Raw genomic sequence first — 12,980 nt, 5'->3', positions numbered from 1 at the left:
GCGAGGAATTCCTCGTTGGTCAGGGAGTAGCGCTCGCACGCCTCGTCCAGGGTGAGCAGGCCGCCGCGCACGGCGGCCACCACCTCGGCCTTGCGCCGAATGACCCAACGCCCGGTGTCGACCGGCGGCAGATCGCTCAGCGTCAGGGGCGCGCCCGTGGGGCCGATGACATAGGCCTCGCCGCGGCTGTTCGTGCGCGTTTGTTGTTGCTGCAACATGGCTTTACGCCCTTCCGACCATCACTGTTCGGATTGAATGTAACCACCGGGGCATAACATCCGGTGAATCACGATAGTAAAGGAAGGGTTGCGCATTCGATCCCCGTGTACGAATTTGATACAGTCTAAGTTGTCAACCAGTGTTAAGGGTGGTTAACGTCCATAATTACCGCTTGATGTTGATGAGTTCATCCAACATCTGATCAGCTGTGGTGATAATCTTGGAGCAGGCCGAGTAAGCTTTCTGAGTGGTGATCAGTCCTGTAAACTCCGCCGAGAGGTCGACCGTGGACGCTTCCAGGGTAGAGGCGGCGATTTCACCCGCTCCACCGACCCCCGGTTCCTTGATCACGAATTCGCCGGAGGGAATCGTCGGCCGATATGCATTGCCGCTGACCGGCGACAACCCATCCGGATTGGGGAAGGTGGCCAGGCCGATCTTGGCGATCTTGCGAACTTCAGAGTTGTCGAAGATGGCCGAGACGATGCCGTCCTCGGAAACTTCCACGCCGACGACGTTACCCACATTGGCGCCGTCCGAGTTCACCGCGTTCACGGTGGAGGTCGAGGCGTATTGGGTAAGCTTGGCCAGGTCGAGGTCGATGGAGGAAGCCGAGATGCCGAGCGTGTTGGCCCAGCGCGGCGTCGTGACCGCACCCGAAGCGGCGAAGTTCAGCTCGGCCGGAGAGCCCGCCACGCCGAACAGGGTGGTGTTGGCCAGGTCGAAGGCGCCGTCGGCGGTGAACATGGTCATGCCGGCGGCCACCTGGCCGGACGGACCGGCGGTCACGTCGGCGGCGGGGATGGCGTAGATCTCCGAGTGCCAGGAGTTCGGCGGGGTGTCGCTCTTGAGGAAGGACACGGCGAACTTGTGGGTCGCGCCCACGGAGTCGATGACGTTCATCTCAAGGGTGAAGTCCGGCTGGGTGCCGGTGGCCGGGTTCTGGTTGACGGCCCAGTCGGCCATGGAGCGGGTCGCGGCGTTGTAGGTCGCCTCGCCAGCCGAGATCGCCTGGGTCTTGTTGACATTGGCGTTGATCATCACGTTCTGGGTCGCCGCGACGGCCGCGCCCAGGTTCTTGACGTTGATCGACTCCATCAGGTTCAGGTCGGACGGGTTGACGTTGACCGTGCCGTCCGAGGCGTAGGGCCAGCCCTGCAGGTAGAGCTTGGCGTCGTTGACCATGTAGCCGTCGGCGTCGACGCTGAAGGAGCCCGAGCGCGTGAACTTGCGCGCGTCGGCCGAGGTGAGGCCCGGGCCCTTGTCGGTGACGATGAAGAAGCCGTCGCCCGAGATGCCCAGATCGGTCGGCGAGTTGGCGCTCTGGATCAGGCCCTGCTGGCTGACGAACTGTCGGGTCACCGCCTGCACGCCGCCGGCCGAGTAGCGGCCCTTGACCGCCTGGGCGGTCACCACGTTGGCGAAGTTCACCTGGTTGCGCTTGTAGGCTGTGGTGTTGACGTTGGCGATGTTGTCGGAGATCGCCGCCAAGGCCGAGGAGTTGGAGACCAGGCCGGACACGCCGGCGAGCATGGCGCTGTTGATGCTCATGGGTTCTTGCCTTCTTTCGTTGTCTTCAGGGGAGCCGGCGCGCCGCTAGGCGGCCAGCTCGGGTTCCGGAGTTGTGTCGGTGTCGGATTCGGTTTCGGCGGTCTCTTCCGGCTGCTTGATCGAGGTGACCTTCTCCCAGCCGATCTGGACGCCGTTGACGGTGATCAAGGTCTTGCCGTCCACCTGCTCGACGCCGGTGACGAGACCCTTGACGAAGACGGTCGACGGAACGTCCGCGCCTGTGCCGTCCTTGGCCGTGATGCGCAGGGTGTAGGTCCCGCCGTTGGGCAGCTGGGCGCCCGTGCGGTCCTTGCCGTTCCAGCTGAAGGTGTGGTCGCCGGCCTTGTTGTCGGTCGGCTTGACGACCTGGACGACCTTGCCCGAGCTGTTGAGCACCTCGACGGTGACGTCGGTGCCTTCGCGGTCGAGCTTATAGTTCCACTCGGCCTTGCCGGCGGCCAGCTTGGCGTCGGCGCTGACGGCGCGGACTTCGCGGCCGATCAGGCTGACGGCGGTCTGGATGCCCGAGCCGGTGTTGCTCACCAGCTTCTCCAGCAGATCGTTGGTCAGGAGCTGCTGCTCGACCCCGGTCATCTGCACGAGCTGCTGGGTGAACTGCGTGGAGTCCATCGGCGACAGCGGATCCTGGTTTTTGATCTGCGCGGTGAGCAGGTTCAGGAAGGTGTCGAAGCTCTCGGTCAGCCGGGTGCGGCCGGTGGCCGACGTCGATCCAGGGCTGGTGGCTGTTGTTGCGTCGACGGCCATGGCTGTCTCCTAGACTTTCACATCGACGCCGGAACGAGTCCGGCGTTGAGGATTGAGGGCGCTGGCCGCGGCGAGATCGGCCGCGTCGCCGGCTGTGCCCAGCACCGCCTGGAAGGCCCGGCCGCGCCCGGCGCCGTTGGCTTGCTGTTGTTGTTGCTGCTGCTGTTGGTCTGCCCAGGCCGAGCGGCCGTCGCCGGCGACATCGAAGGAGAGGCCGCCGGACACGTCGAACCCGGCCTGCTCCAGCGCGCGCTGCAGGTCGGCCGATCGGCCACGCAGCTCGTTGGCCGCGTGCTGGGTCTCGAAGGACAGGGCCGCGGTCATCTTGCCGTTGGCGGCGATCTCCACGGCGACGTTGACCTGGCCGAGGCCGATGGGATTGAGCTCGACGTCGAAGCGGGTCGAGCGGCCGTCCAGCTTCTGGATGATTTGCGCGGCGAGGTTGGCGACGGTCTCGGGCGAACCGCGGACCGCGGAATGGATCGAGGCGTGGACCTGAGCCTGGGCGGAGGCATGGGCCGGAGCGGCTGGTCCCGCCGCCTGGGCGTCGGCGGCGTTGGCCTTGGCCGGCTCGGGCTTGGCGCCAGGGGTCGCGGGCGTGGCGACATCGTCCTGGCTGGCGCTCGACGTGTCGTCGCCAAGGCTGGCGGCGTCGGCCGCGGCGACGACGGCGGTGGGTGCGTCAGGATCGGCGACCGGTGCTGCGGCGTTGGCGGCCGTGCCCTTGCGCGCCGACTCTGCGGCCTTGGCGCCGGAGGGCGCCTTCTCCTTGCCGGACTCGGTCACGGCCGCGAGTTCGGCGGCAGCTTCGGCCGCGGCGATTTCGGTCGGGACGGTCGTGGCCGCGGTGGCGATCGGCTGCGGCGGGACGGTTTTGGGTGCGTGCGCCAGGGCCTCCGCGGGCCTGGGCGTGGCGATGAGGCCGGTCGACGGCGGTGTCCGGCCGGGGTCGGCCTTGGTCTCCGGCTGGACCGGGGCCTTGGCCAAGGCCGGGGTCGCGACGTCTTCCGCGGCGAGGGCCGGCGCGAGCGGTTCGGCCAGGGCGGTTTCGGGCGCCTTGGTCGGCTTGTCGGTCGCCCTGGTGTCGAGTGTGGTCATCGTGGCCTGGTCATCGGCCGCCGGCGGCGGGATCGGGGCGAAGACGGGGACCGAGGCGGGCGGCTGGCCGACCGTGTCCGACGTCGACGGGGGCCCGGCCTGGGGCTGAGCTTGAACGGCCGGCGCGGCGAGTTGGGCGGCGAAGGCCAGGGCGTCGGCGTTGGCGCTGGGGACCAGGGAGGCGTCGGCGGGCGCGGCCTCGGCGGGCGCGGCCTCCTCCTTGGATCCGTCGGTCTCGCCAAACAGGCTGGTCGCGGCGTCGCCCTCGCCCTGGGCGCCGAAGAAGGCCGCCAGCAGGACCTGGAAACCCGCGGTCGCGCCCTGGGCCGAGGCGCCGGGCGCAGATGCGCCGGCGGCTCCGGCGGCCGGGCTGGCGAGGGGCAGGTTGAGCAGCGGCGCTGTCATGGCTTCCAGGGTCGGCCCAGAACAGGATGGGCCGTTATCGAAGGGAGCGCTTCCTGCGCCGCGTTCATTCGGCAGGTTCGGAGCAACCTTTGCGCCACATTGGTGATTTTCCGACAACATATTGAAACAACAGAGGAAAGTGTTTTCCGGAGACGAGGGGCGGTCAGGCCCTCGGGGCGCTTTTTGCCGGGCGCGAACGTCGCGATAGGTCGTCCCTGCCGCCCTGGAGCCTGGTCCGACGAACCTTGCCGGACGCCGCCTTCGCGATGTGGCGCCGGTCTTGCGCCGTGTTCCGCGAGATCATCGGACCCCGAAAGGGACGGCATTGAAAAATTTGTACTTTTTGCGGGTCCTCGCGCGGGCGTTCACCAATGTCCCGGCAGATTCCGCCGGGTCGAGTGACAGCCTTTGCCGAGGCGAGGGTTAAGCCATGTCGCTGACGACCGTTCTCAAGACCGCTTCATCGGGCATGCTGGCCTCGCAGGTCAGCCTGCGCGCTGTCTCCGACAACATCGCCAACGTCAACACTCCCGGGTACGTCCGCAAGACGGTCGACCAGCAGCCGCTGGTGGTCGGCGGCATGGGGATGGGCGTCGAGATATCCGGCGTCAAACGCGTTACCGACCAGTACCTGCAGATGGCGACGCTCACGGCCTCGTCGGACGCCAACCGCTGGGACGTGGTCTCGCAGTACCTGGACAACGCCCAGAGCCTGTTCGGCGACCCCTCGGGCGAAAGCTTCTTCTTCAGCCGCCTGGACGACGTGTTCAGCGCCTTCTCCCAGGCCGCCGACGACCCGTCTTCGTCGCTGCTCCGAAGCCAGGCGCTGTCGAAGGTCCAGGACATGATGAACGAGGGCGCCCGGATCGGCGGCCAGTTCAGCGACCTCGGCAAGACCGTAGACGCCCAGGTCAAGGCCCACGTGGATCGCGCCAACGACCTGCTGGAAACCATCAACCGCCTGAACTCCGACATCAGCCGCGCCAAGCTGGCCAACGCCGACTCCTCGGGCTCGGAGAACATCCAGAGCCAGCTGGTCGACGAGCTAGCCACCATGATGAACATCCAGGTGGGTCAGAAGGCCATCGGCGGGGTCACCATCCGCTCGGCCGAGGGCCTGATGCTGGCCGGGGACGGCCAGGCCGCCAAGCTCAGCTACAACCGGACCGACGCCACCAAGGGCTATATCGCCGTCGAGCCGTCGAACGGGCTCGGCTTCGCCCAGCCGATCCAGATGACCGCCGGCCGTATCCGCGGCCTGATGGATCTGCGCGACGACATCCTGCCGGGCATGCAGGACCAGCTGGGCGAGTTCATTAGCCACGCGGCCGAGCAGATCAACGCCGCCCACAACAAGTCGGCCGCCATTCCGCCGCCGAAGCTGATGACCGGACGCAACACCGGCCTGGACCTGCCGACCGCAATCGGCGGCTTCACGGGCCAGACGCAGATCGCCATCCTGAACCAGTCCGGCGTCGCGCAGAGTTCGGTGAGCATCGACTTTGACACCATGACCATGGCGCCCGGCGGCGCCTTCACCCCCGCGACGTTCTTGGCGAGCCTGAACGGCGCCCTTGGCGGGGCGGCGACGGCGACCTTCACCAACGGAGTCCTGAGCCTCACGGCGGCCGGAACCAACGGCCTGGCCATCGACGAGGGCACGTCGAACAAGTCGGGGCGAGCCTTCTCGCACTTCTTCGGCCTCAATGACCTGATCCGCACCGACGGGACGGGCACCTACGACACCAGCCTGGCCAGCACCGACCCGCATGGCTTCACCGCCGGCGACACCATCAGCTTCCGCCTGGCTCAGGAAGACGGCAAGCCGGTCCGCGACGTCTCCGTCGCCGTGCCGGCCGGGACCACCATGGCCAACCTGCTGACCGCGCTCAACGATCCCACCACAGGCGTTGGGCTCTATGGGTCATTCTCCCTGGACAGCAAGGGCGCGCTGTCCTTCGCCGGATCGGCTCCGCTGAACGCCAATCTTTCTGTGACCCAGGACCTGACGGAGCGCGGCGCCGGCGGGCCGTCCATGAGCCAGCTCTTCGGCTTGGGCACGGTGGAGCGCGCCGGCCGCGCGGGCCGCTACAAGGTCGATCCGGCGCTGACTTCAAATCCGATGAAACTCAGCCTGGCCACCCTCGATCTCTCGGTGGCCGTTGGCCAGCCGGCGGTCACCGCCGGCGATGGCCGCGGCGCACGCCTGATCGCCGCAGCCGGTGACGTGACCACCGACTTCAGCGCCGCGGGCGAGCTCGGCAAGGTGACCATGACCGTGTCGCGCTACGCCTCGGAGTTCGGCGGCTCGATCGGCCGCCAGGCCCAGGGCGCGGAGACCCGCAAGCAGAGCGCCGAGTCGGTTTCCAACGAGGCCACGGCGCGCCGCCAGTCCGTGGAGGGCGTCAACATCGACGAAGAGCTCGTCCGCCTGACCACCTATCAACAAGCCTTCAACGCCTCGGCCCGGATGATCCAGGCCGCCAAGGACATGTTCGATGTCCTGACCAACATGATCTAGGGCCAACGCCATGAACCGCGTTTCCACGACCGGCAACTACAACCAGGTGCTCTCCAACATCATGGCCGCCCAGCAGCGGCAGATGGAGGCGGGCAACCAGGTCGCGACCCAGAAGAAGGGCAGCGACCTCAAGGATTTCTCGCGCAACGCCGACATGCTGACCGCCATGCGGTCCATCGATGTGCGCCTGGGTGGCTATCTGGAGCAGAACAAGCTGATCGCCGACAAGCTGACCACCCAGGACTTCGGCCTCAACCAGGTGGCCGAGTCGGCCGACGGGGTCCGCCAGGCCATCGCCGAGTCGCTGGCCTCCGGACGCGCCGATACCCTGATGCAGGACATCCGGGGCTATTTCCGCAACGGCGTCGAGGGGATGAACGCCCGCTACGGCGGCAAATATCTGTTCGCCGGCGGCAAGATCGACACCCTGCCGGTCACCGCCACCGCGATGGCGGACCTGACCAATCCCGGCACGCCCCTGATCTCGGACTTCTTCCAGAACGACGATTTCATCACCCAGGCCAAGATCGACGACTCCACCACGGTCAATACCGGCCTGCTGGCCGATGATATCGGCACCGACCTGCTGCAGGCCTTCAAGGACATCCAGGTGTTTGAGGAAGGCGGCTCGGGGCCGTTCACCGGCGAACTGACCACCGCCCAGCAGACCTTCCTGGAGGGCATTCTTGCGACCTGGGACACGGTCCACAAGGACATCATCAACCAAACCGCGCGCAACGGCATGGTCCAGAAGCGGGTAGAGTCCGTGAAGAAGGATCTGGTCTCGCGCCAGGACAGCCTGCAGGGGATGATGGGCGAGATCACAGACGCCGACATGACGCTGGCGATCAGCGCCCTGGAACAGGCCCAGCTATCGGTCCAGGCCGCATCACAGGTCTTCCTGACCTTGCAGAACAGCTCGCTGCTGAACGTGCTGCAGCCGTAAGGCTGCTACAGATTGAACTCCGCGCCGAGGCGGGCGACCAAGCGTTCGCCGGTCCAGACCTCGACGGCGCAATTGTCCTGCCGCAGGGTGTCAGCCTGGGCAAGCGCGGCTTCGTCGTCGCAAAACTGCAATTCTCGCGCGTCCCAAACGCGTTCTTGCGGACCTAGGACATAGAGGCGGTACGAATTCATTGGCGCATCCCTTCCAGAAAACAGGTGGGAGCACAGCTCTCAGTCGTCGGTGGTCCTGACCGCTACTCTCCGACGACTTGCCGATCATACACCCAGGTAAGAGTGATGACGATCACGCTTTCGCCATGACTTTCGGTCGGCCGGCCGACACTTCACTGTCCAGGCGCATCTCGCAAAGCCGACCGGCAGCGTCTACATAGCAGCCTATGAACGCCCCCTTCGCCGACAGCGCCGTCGAAGCCGCCCGGGCCGCCGTGGGCCTGCCCGCCGGCGCGCGCGTGGTCGCGGCCATGTCCGGCGGGGTGGACTCCACAGTGACAGCGGCGCTGCTGGCGCGGGCGGGCTACGACGTTGTCGGCGTCACCCTGCAGCTCTACGACCACGGGGCGGCGGTGCAGAAGAAGGGCGCCTGCTGCGCGGGCCAGGACATCCACGATGCGCGCACGGCCGCCGACGCGCTGAATATCCCCCATTACGTCCTCGACTACGAAAGCCGCTTCAAGCAGCAGGTGATCGAGGATTTCGCCGACGCCTATCTGCGCGGGGAGACCCCGGTCCCCTGCATCCGTTGCAATCAGACGGTGAAGTTCCGCGACCTGCTGGACGTCGCGCGCGAGCTGGGCGCGCAGGCCATGGCCACCGGACACTATGTGCGCCGCGCGCAGGGCGTGGACGGGCCGGAGCTGCGCCGCGCCTTCGATCCCGCGCGCGACCAGAGCTACTTTCTGTTCGCCACCACCCGCGACCAGCTGGACTTCCTGCGCTTCCCGCTGGGCGGACTGCCGAAGCCGGAGGTGCGCCGGGTGGCCGCCGAACTGGGCCTGGCCGCCGCCGACAAGCCCGACAGCCAGGACATCTGTTTCGTGCCGGAAGGCCGCTACACGACGGTGATCGACCGCCTGCGACCGCACGGCGCCGAGCCCGGCGACGTGGTGCACATGGACGGCCGGGTCCTGGGCCGCCATGAGGGCGTCACCCGCTACACCATCGGCCAGCGCCGGGGCCTGAACATCGCCGTGGGCGACCCGCTCTTCGTCGTGAAGATCGACGCCGAGCAGCGCCAGGTGGTGGTCGGCCCGCGCGAGGCGCTGCTGACCCGGGCGCTGACTCTCAAGGAAACCAACTGGCTGGGCGAGACCGGCACGATCGGCGAGGCCGCCGGCCGCCCGGTCCTGGCCCGGGTGCGCTCCACCCGCGAGCCGGTTCCCGGCCACCTGACCTTCGAAGGCGGCGTGGCCGGCGTGGCGCTCAGCGAGCCGGAGGAGGGGGTCGCCCCCGGCCAGGCCTGCGTGCTCTATGCGCCGGAGGCCCCTGATCGGGTGCTGGGCGGCGGCTTCATCGAGAGCACCGTCCGGGCGCTCTGAACAGGGCGTTTGCTTCCGTGGCGGGCTTGAACTCGCCCGTTGTGCGGCGCACATGAGCCAGGAACATTCCTGGAGCCCGCCCATGTCCGCCGCTGATCCCGTCGTCATCGCCTCCTACGCCCGCACGCCCATCGGCGGCTTCCAGGGGGTGCTTTCCCCGGTCAAGGCCACGGACCTGGGCGCGGCGGCGGTGAAGGCTGCGGTGCAGCGGGCGGGGCTCAGCCCCGACGCGGTGCAGCAGATCATCATGGGCTGCGTCCTGCCGGGCGGCCTGGGCCAGGCCCCGGCCCGCCAGGCGGCGCTGGGCGCGGGCCTGCCCAAGTCGGTGGAGGCCGTGACCATCAACAAGATGTGCGGCTCGGGCATGCAGGCCGCCATCATGGCGCATGACGCGCTGGCCGCTGGCTCGGTGGACATCGTCATCGCCGGGGGCATGGAGAGCATGACCAACGCCCCCTACCTGCTGACCAAGCATCGCGGCGGGGCCCGCATCGGTCACGACACCATCTCGGATTCCATGTACCTCGACGGCCTGGAGGACGCCTATGACCCCGGCCGGCTGATGGGCTCCTTCGCCGACGAGACCGCCAAGGCCTACCAGTTCACGCGCGAGGCCATGGACGAGTACGCCATCTCCTCGCTGACCCGCGCCAAGGCGGCCACGGAGAGCGGCGCCTTCGCCCGCGAGATCACCCCGGTGCAGGTGACAAGCCGCAAGGGGACCGAGACGGTCTCAGCCGACGAACAGCCCCTGAAGGCCGACCCCGCCAAGATCCCGACGCTGAAGCCCGCCTTCGGCAAGGACGGAGCGATCACCGCGGCCAACGCCAGCTCCATCAGCGACGGCGCCGCCGCCCTGGTCCTGACCCGGGCCTCGGTGGCTGAGAAGCTGGGCCTCAAGGTCGTCGCACGGGTGGTCAGCCATGCCGGCCATGCCCATGAACCCGGCCTGTTCACCACCGCTCCCGTTCCGGCCATGCAGAAGGCGCTGGCCAAGGCCGGCTGGAGCGCCAAGGACGTTGACCTCTGGGAGGTCAACGAGGCCTTCGCCGTGGTGGCGATGATCGCCGAGCGCGACCTCGGCATCGACCGGGGCCAGCTCAACGTCAATGGCGGCGCCTGCGCGCTCGGCCACCCCATCGGCGCCTCGGGCGCGCGGATCCTGGCGACCCTGCTCTCGGCGCTGGAGGCCCGCGGCGGCAAGAAGGGCGTCGCCAGCCTCTGCATCGGGGGTGGGGAAGCGACCGCGATGGCGGTGGAGCTGGTCTGACCAACCCCCAATTCCGTTCATCCCCGCGAAAGCGGGGACCCAGGTTTCTTCGTTCTTCCGGCGCTGGCACATACAAAAACGCCTGGGTCCCCGCTTTCGCGGGGATGAACGGTGATGGAGGGGGAACTACTGCGCCTTCGTCGGCTTCTTCGCCGTCATCGCCTGCGAGATCGGCACGGCGTTGTCGTTGAAGTTCACCGGCCCGACCTGTTTCAGGGTGCTCTCGTCGGGCTTGGGCTTCAGGCCCTCGATCCACATGTCGCCGGGTTGGTAGGGGACCGGGCAGGCCTCCTGGTACTTGGAGTCGATGGCCACCGCCCGCGTCCCATTGGCGGTCTTCAGCAGGGCGCCCGTGGTGGTCTGGGTCCCGCGCACCATGAAGCGGTGGATGAAGTCGCCATAGACCACGCCCTTGGTGACCACCACGCCATTGGTCCCCATGTCGCAGGTCGAGGTGAAGTCCCAGCCGCCGTCCTCGCGGCCCTTGAACGTGTGGGCCTTGCAGGTCCCGCGGTTCATCTGGACGCCCCACCAGTCGGCGGTCTTGGCGACCTTGTCGTCGAGGCAGACATTGGTGACCTTGGCCAGCGGGCCGACCCGGACGCTCTGCTCCCACAGGCCCGGCTGGCGGTTCGGCGGAATGTCGGCAGCGCCGCAGGCGGCGAGCCCTATCCCGACAGAGCCGGCGAGCAAGAGATGGCGCAGGCCGAACATGTGTCCCCTCCCTGGCCCCGCCGGAAGCCGTGGGGGACGGTTCCTGTGGCCGAGCTTGGATGACTTGAGCATGAACGCCCTGAGAAACCGTGAAGCTCCCTCGGTCCGGCCTATTTTTTCGCCGCCGCCGCGGCGGCGCCCATGGCCAGCATGTTCATCTTCATGCCGTTGGGCATCTCCATGTCGCCGGGCTTGAAGTCGGCGGGGCAGGGGCCCTGCCAGGCCGCTTCCATGACCATCTTGCGCGCGCCGTTCATCTGCGGCGCCCCGGCCCCCTCGGTGGTGGAGTCGGCCTCCATCCGGTACTTGGAGTTGAAGTCGCCGCTGATCACCCCGGTGGTGGTGGTCTTGCCGCCCGAGCCCATGTCGCAGGTCGATGAGAAGCTCCAGCCGCCGCCCAGCTTGGGGGTCATGGCGGTCTGGCTGCAGGCCTCCTGGCTCATCTGGCCGCCGACCACGGAGAGCTTGGCCTCGGCCGCCTCGTCCAGGCAGATGCGAGTGGTCTGGCTGAAGCCTTCCATGGACACGGTCTGGCTCCAGAGGCCGGGCTTGCGCCTGGGCGTGGCGGCGGGGCCCGGGGCCGGAGCGGTGGCGGCGGCCGGCGCCGCGTCGCCCATGGCGGCGACCTTGTCGTCCTTCTTGCCGCAGGCCGCCAGCGCCAGAACCGCGACCGCCATCGTCAAAGCCCGCCGAACCATCGCCGCTCTCCCTGCAAGTGTGTTGATGCACGCTAGCCGGGATCGAAGGACCGAAGGAAGGGGTTATAATGGCGTCATGAGCGAGCTTCGAAACAACACCGACGAGCAGCGCTACGAGATGGACGAGAACGGGATGACCTCCTGGGCCAACTACCGTCTCGTGGACGACCGGATCTATATCGACCACGTGGAGGCGCCGATCCCATTGCGGGGCACGGGCGCCGCGGGTCGGCTGATGGCGGCGCTGGCCGCCGACATCCGCGCCCAGGGCCTGAAGATCACCCCGATCTGCGGCTATGCGGCCGCCTGGCTGCGCCGGAGCCACGAGTTCAGGGATCTGGTTTCGTAATTCCCTTCTCCCCTTGCGGGAGAAGGCGGCCCTTCCGGGGGGATGGGACCAGGCGGACCACGCTGCTTGTCTATCCTGCCGGCACGCCAGAAGCGTGGGCTGGATGGGGCTGCGCGCCCGTCCGTCGGGCGGACCCGACACCTTCTCCCGCAAGGGGAGAGGGGTAAGCTACGCAACCAACACAACAGTCCCGTGGCGCCCTAGCGCCCGGCGATGGCTCGGATGGTCATCAGCTTGGTGTCGCAGTCCTGGGCCAGGCGTCGCGCCAGGTCGCGCACGCCGGCGGGATAGGCCTCGCCGCCGTCGGCGATCTCGAAGGCCAGTTGCTCGACCTTGAGGATGGCCTCGTCCAGGGCGCCGATATGCTCGCGGGCCAGGCCCATGGCCTCGGCCTGCAGGCGGCGGACGCGCTCGGAGACGCTCTCACGGGGCGCCAGGGCGACCTCGCGCGGACCGCCGGAAACACGGGTGGGGGCGACGTCGGACACCACGGTCAGGGCCGCCAGGGCTTGAACTCGATCGACCATCTACCTGCTCCATTGCAGCACACTCACGGAGCTAGGCAGCAGGAAAGGCGCCAACCGAAGGAACGCGTTATGTTAGGGGGCGCCCCAAGATGCTCCCCCGGTGGGCTACGGGATTCACACAACTGCGTCGGCCCTTGCGATGACGAAGCCTGTGAGGGTTGCTGTGAAGCGTTCCCAGCCTTTGGCCATGGTCTTTGGGCCGGGGGGCTTGCCGTAGCAGGTCCAGCCGCCGTAGCGGGCGACGACCCAGGCGATCCAGGCGAGCGAGCCCTCTGGATGGGGATTCCTCTGCCGCTGCGCGCCGCCTTCGCGCGATCGGCTGAGGGCGGCGACCGCCTCGGTGAAGCCACTGTCGAGCACGT

13 protein-coding genes and 1 pseudogene are annotated in these 12,980 nt (G+C 67.9%); 5 read left to right on the top strand and 9 right to left on the bottom strand.

The features are described 5' to 3' along the window. The 4 genes from Q8Q88_RS02365 to Q8Q88_RS02350 form a co-directional block, all read right to left on the bottom strand. Positions 1–218: DUF1153 domain-containing protein (locus tag Q8Q88_RS02365; RefSeq protein ID WP_305673594.1), on the bottom strand; the 218-nt coding region annotated here is incomplete at its 3' end. A 166-nt stretch (positions 219–384) separates the two neighbouring features. Then, positions 385–1,770 (bottom strand): flagellar hook protein FlgE, encoded by a 1,386-nt coding sequence (locus tag Q8Q88_RS02360; protein WP_305673593.1) that lies wholly within the window; start codon positions 1,768–1,770, stop codon positions 385–387. Between the two features lie 45 nt (positions 1,771–1,815). Continuing rightward, entirely contained in the window at positions 1,816–2,535 is a 720-nt protein-coding gene (locus Q8Q88_RS02355) for a flagellar hook assembly protein FlgD (RefSeq protein ID WP_305673592.1), read from the bottom strand. 9 nt (positions 2,536–2,544) lie between these two features. Then, positions 2,545–4,038, bottom strand: coding sequence for a flagellar hook-length control protein FliK (locus Q8Q88_RS02350; RefSeq protein WP_305673591.1), 1,494 nt, complete (start codon positions 4,036–4,038; stop codon positions 2,545–2,547). Positions 4,039–4,468: 430 nt separating this feature from the next. Here Q8Q88_RS02350 and flgK point away from each other — a divergent pair, with 430 nt between their 5' ends. Both flgK and Q8Q88_RS02340 read left to right on the top strand, forming a co-directional pair. Further along, the gene (gene flgK, locus Q8Q88_RS02345) at positions 4,469–6,559 is read left to right on the top strand and encodes a flagellar hook-associated protein FlgK (RefSeq protein WP_305673590.1); all 2,091 of its coding nucleotides are present in this window, start codon (positions 4,469–4,471) and stop codon (positions 6,557–6,559) included. A gap of 10 nt (positions 6,560–6,569) precedes the next feature. Next, entirely contained in the window at positions 6,570–7,505 is a 936-nt protein-coding gene (locus tag Q8Q88_RS02340) for a flagellin (RefSeq protein WP_305673589.1), read from the top strand. A gap of 5 nt (positions 7,506–7,510) precedes the next feature. On the opposite strand, the gene Q8Q88_RS02335 is transcribed toward Q8Q88_RS02340, so the two are convergent. Continuing rightward, entirely contained in the window at positions 7,511–7,696 is a 186-nt protein-coding gene (locus Q8Q88_RS02335; protein WP_305673588.1) for a hypothetical protein, read from the bottom strand. Between the two features lie 206 nt (positions 7,697–7,902). Between Q8Q88_RS02335 and mnmA the strand changes: the two genes are divergently transcribed. Both mnmA and Q8Q88_RS02325 read left to right on the top strand, forming a co-directional pair. Continuing rightward, positions 7,903–9,060: a tRNA 2-thiouridine(34) synthase MnmA gene (gene mnmA / locus Q8Q88_RS02330; RefSeq protein ID WP_305673587.1), complete on the top strand. Its 1,158-nt coding sequence runs from the start codon at positions 7,903–7,905 to the stop codon at positions 9,058–9,060. A gap of 82 nt (positions 9,061–9,142) precedes the next feature. Then, complete coding sequence (locus Q8Q88_RS02325; protein ID WP_305673586.1) at positions 9,143–10,330, top strand: acetyl-CoA C-acyltransferase; 1,188 nt, start codon at positions 9,143–9,145, stop codon at positions 10,328–10,330. Between the two features lie 126 nt (positions 10,331–10,456). On the opposite strand, the gene Q8Q88_RS02320 is transcribed toward Q8Q88_RS02325, so the two are convergent. Then, positions 10,457–11,044, bottom strand: a complete 588-nt coding sequence (locus tag Q8Q88_RS02320) for a DUF3617 family protein (protein ID WP_305673585.1) — start codon at positions 11,042–11,044, stop codon at positions 10,457–10,459. 110 nt (positions 11,045–11,154) lie between these two features. Next, a complete protein-coding gene (locus Q8Q88_RS02315) occupies positions 11,155–11,721 on the bottom strand; it encodes a DUF3617 family protein (RefSeq protein WP_305673584.1) in 567 nt (188 codons plus the stop codon). A gap of 97 nt (positions 11,722–11,818) precedes the next feature. On the opposite strand from Q8Q88_RS02315, the gene Q8Q88_RS02310 reads away from it, so the two are divergent. After that, positions 11,819–12,091 (top strand): GNAT family N-acetyltransferase, encoded by a 273-nt coding sequence (locus Q8Q88_RS02310; RefSeq protein ID WP_305673583.1) that lies wholly within the window; start codon positions 11,819–11,821, stop codon positions 12,089–12,091. Positions 12,092–12,291: 200 nt separating this feature from the next. On the opposite strand, the gene Q8Q88_RS02305 is transcribed toward Q8Q88_RS02310, so the two are convergent. Both Q8Q88_RS02305 and Q8Q88_RS02300 read right to left on the bottom strand, forming a co-directional pair. After that, positions 12,292–12,618 carry a hypothetical protein gene (locus tag Q8Q88_RS02305; RefSeq protein WP_305673582.1) on the bottom strand — a complete coding sequence of 109 codons (327 nt, stop codon included), beginning with the start codon at positions 12,616–12,618 and terminating at the stop codon, positions 12,292–12,294. A 114-nt stretch (positions 12,619–12,732) separates the two neighbouring features. Beyond that, positions 12,733–12,980, bottom strand: a pseudogene (locus Q8Q88_RS02300) (hypothetical protein); the annotation flags it as partial.

This window comes from Phenylobacterium sp., assembly GCF_030697925.1.
Lineage (GTDB): Bacteria > Pseudomonadota > Alphaproteobacteria > Caulobacterales > Caulobacteraceae > Phenylobacterium.
The sequence above is the reverse complement of the archived record's forward strand: the minus strand, read 5'-3'. Positions and strand labels throughout refer to the sequence as shown.

Coding starts and splice junctions, on each gene's coding strand:
- Q8Q88_RS02310 (WP_305673583.1), top strand. CDS start 11,819: ATGAGCGAGCTTCGAAACAACACCGACGAGCAGCGCTACGAGATGGAC.
- Q8Q88_RS02350 (WP_305673591.1), bottom strand. CDS start 4,038: ATGACAGCGCCGCTGCTCAACCTGCCCCTCGCCAGCCCGGCCGCCGGA.
- Q8Q88_RS02305 (WP_305673582.1), bottom strand. CDS start 12,618: ATGGTCGATCGAGTTCAAGCCCTGGCGGCCCTGACCGTGGTGTCCGAC.
- Q8Q88_RS02340 (WP_305673589.1), top strand. CDS start 6,570: ATGAACCGCGTTTCCACGACCGGCAACTACAACCAGGTGCTCTCCAAC.
- Q8Q88_RS02315 (WP_305673584.1), bottom strand. CDS start 11,721: ATGGCGGTCGCGGTTCTGGCGCTGGCGGCCTGCGGCAAGAAGGACGAC.
- Q8Q88_RS02360 (WP_305673593.1), bottom strand. CDS start 1,770: ATGAGCATCAACAGCGCCATGCTCGCCGGCGTGTCCGGCCTGGTCTCC.
- mnmA (WP_305673587.1), top strand. CDS start 7,903: ATGAACGCCCCCTTCGCCGACAGCGCCGTCGAAGCCGCCCGGGCCGCC.
- Q8Q88_RS02335 (WP_305673588.1), bottom strand. CDS start 7,696: ATGAATTCGTACCGCCTCTATGTCCTAGGTCCGCAAGAACGCGTTTGG.
- flgK (WP_305673590.1), top strand. CDS start 4,469: ATGTCGCTGACGACCGTTCTCAAGACCGCTTCATCGGGCATGCTGGCC.
- Q8Q88_RS02355 (WP_305673592.1), bottom strand. CDS start 2,535: ATGGCCGTCGACGCAACAACAGCCACCAGCCCTGGATCGACGTCGGCC.
- Q8Q88_RS02320 (WP_305673585.1), bottom strand. CDS start 11,044: ATGTTCGGCCTGCGCCATCTCTTGCTCGCCGGCTCTGTCGGGATAGGG.
- Q8Q88_RS02325 (WP_305673586.1), top strand. CDS start 9,143: ATGTCCGCCGCTGATCCCGTCGTCATCGCCTCCTACGCCCGCACGCCC.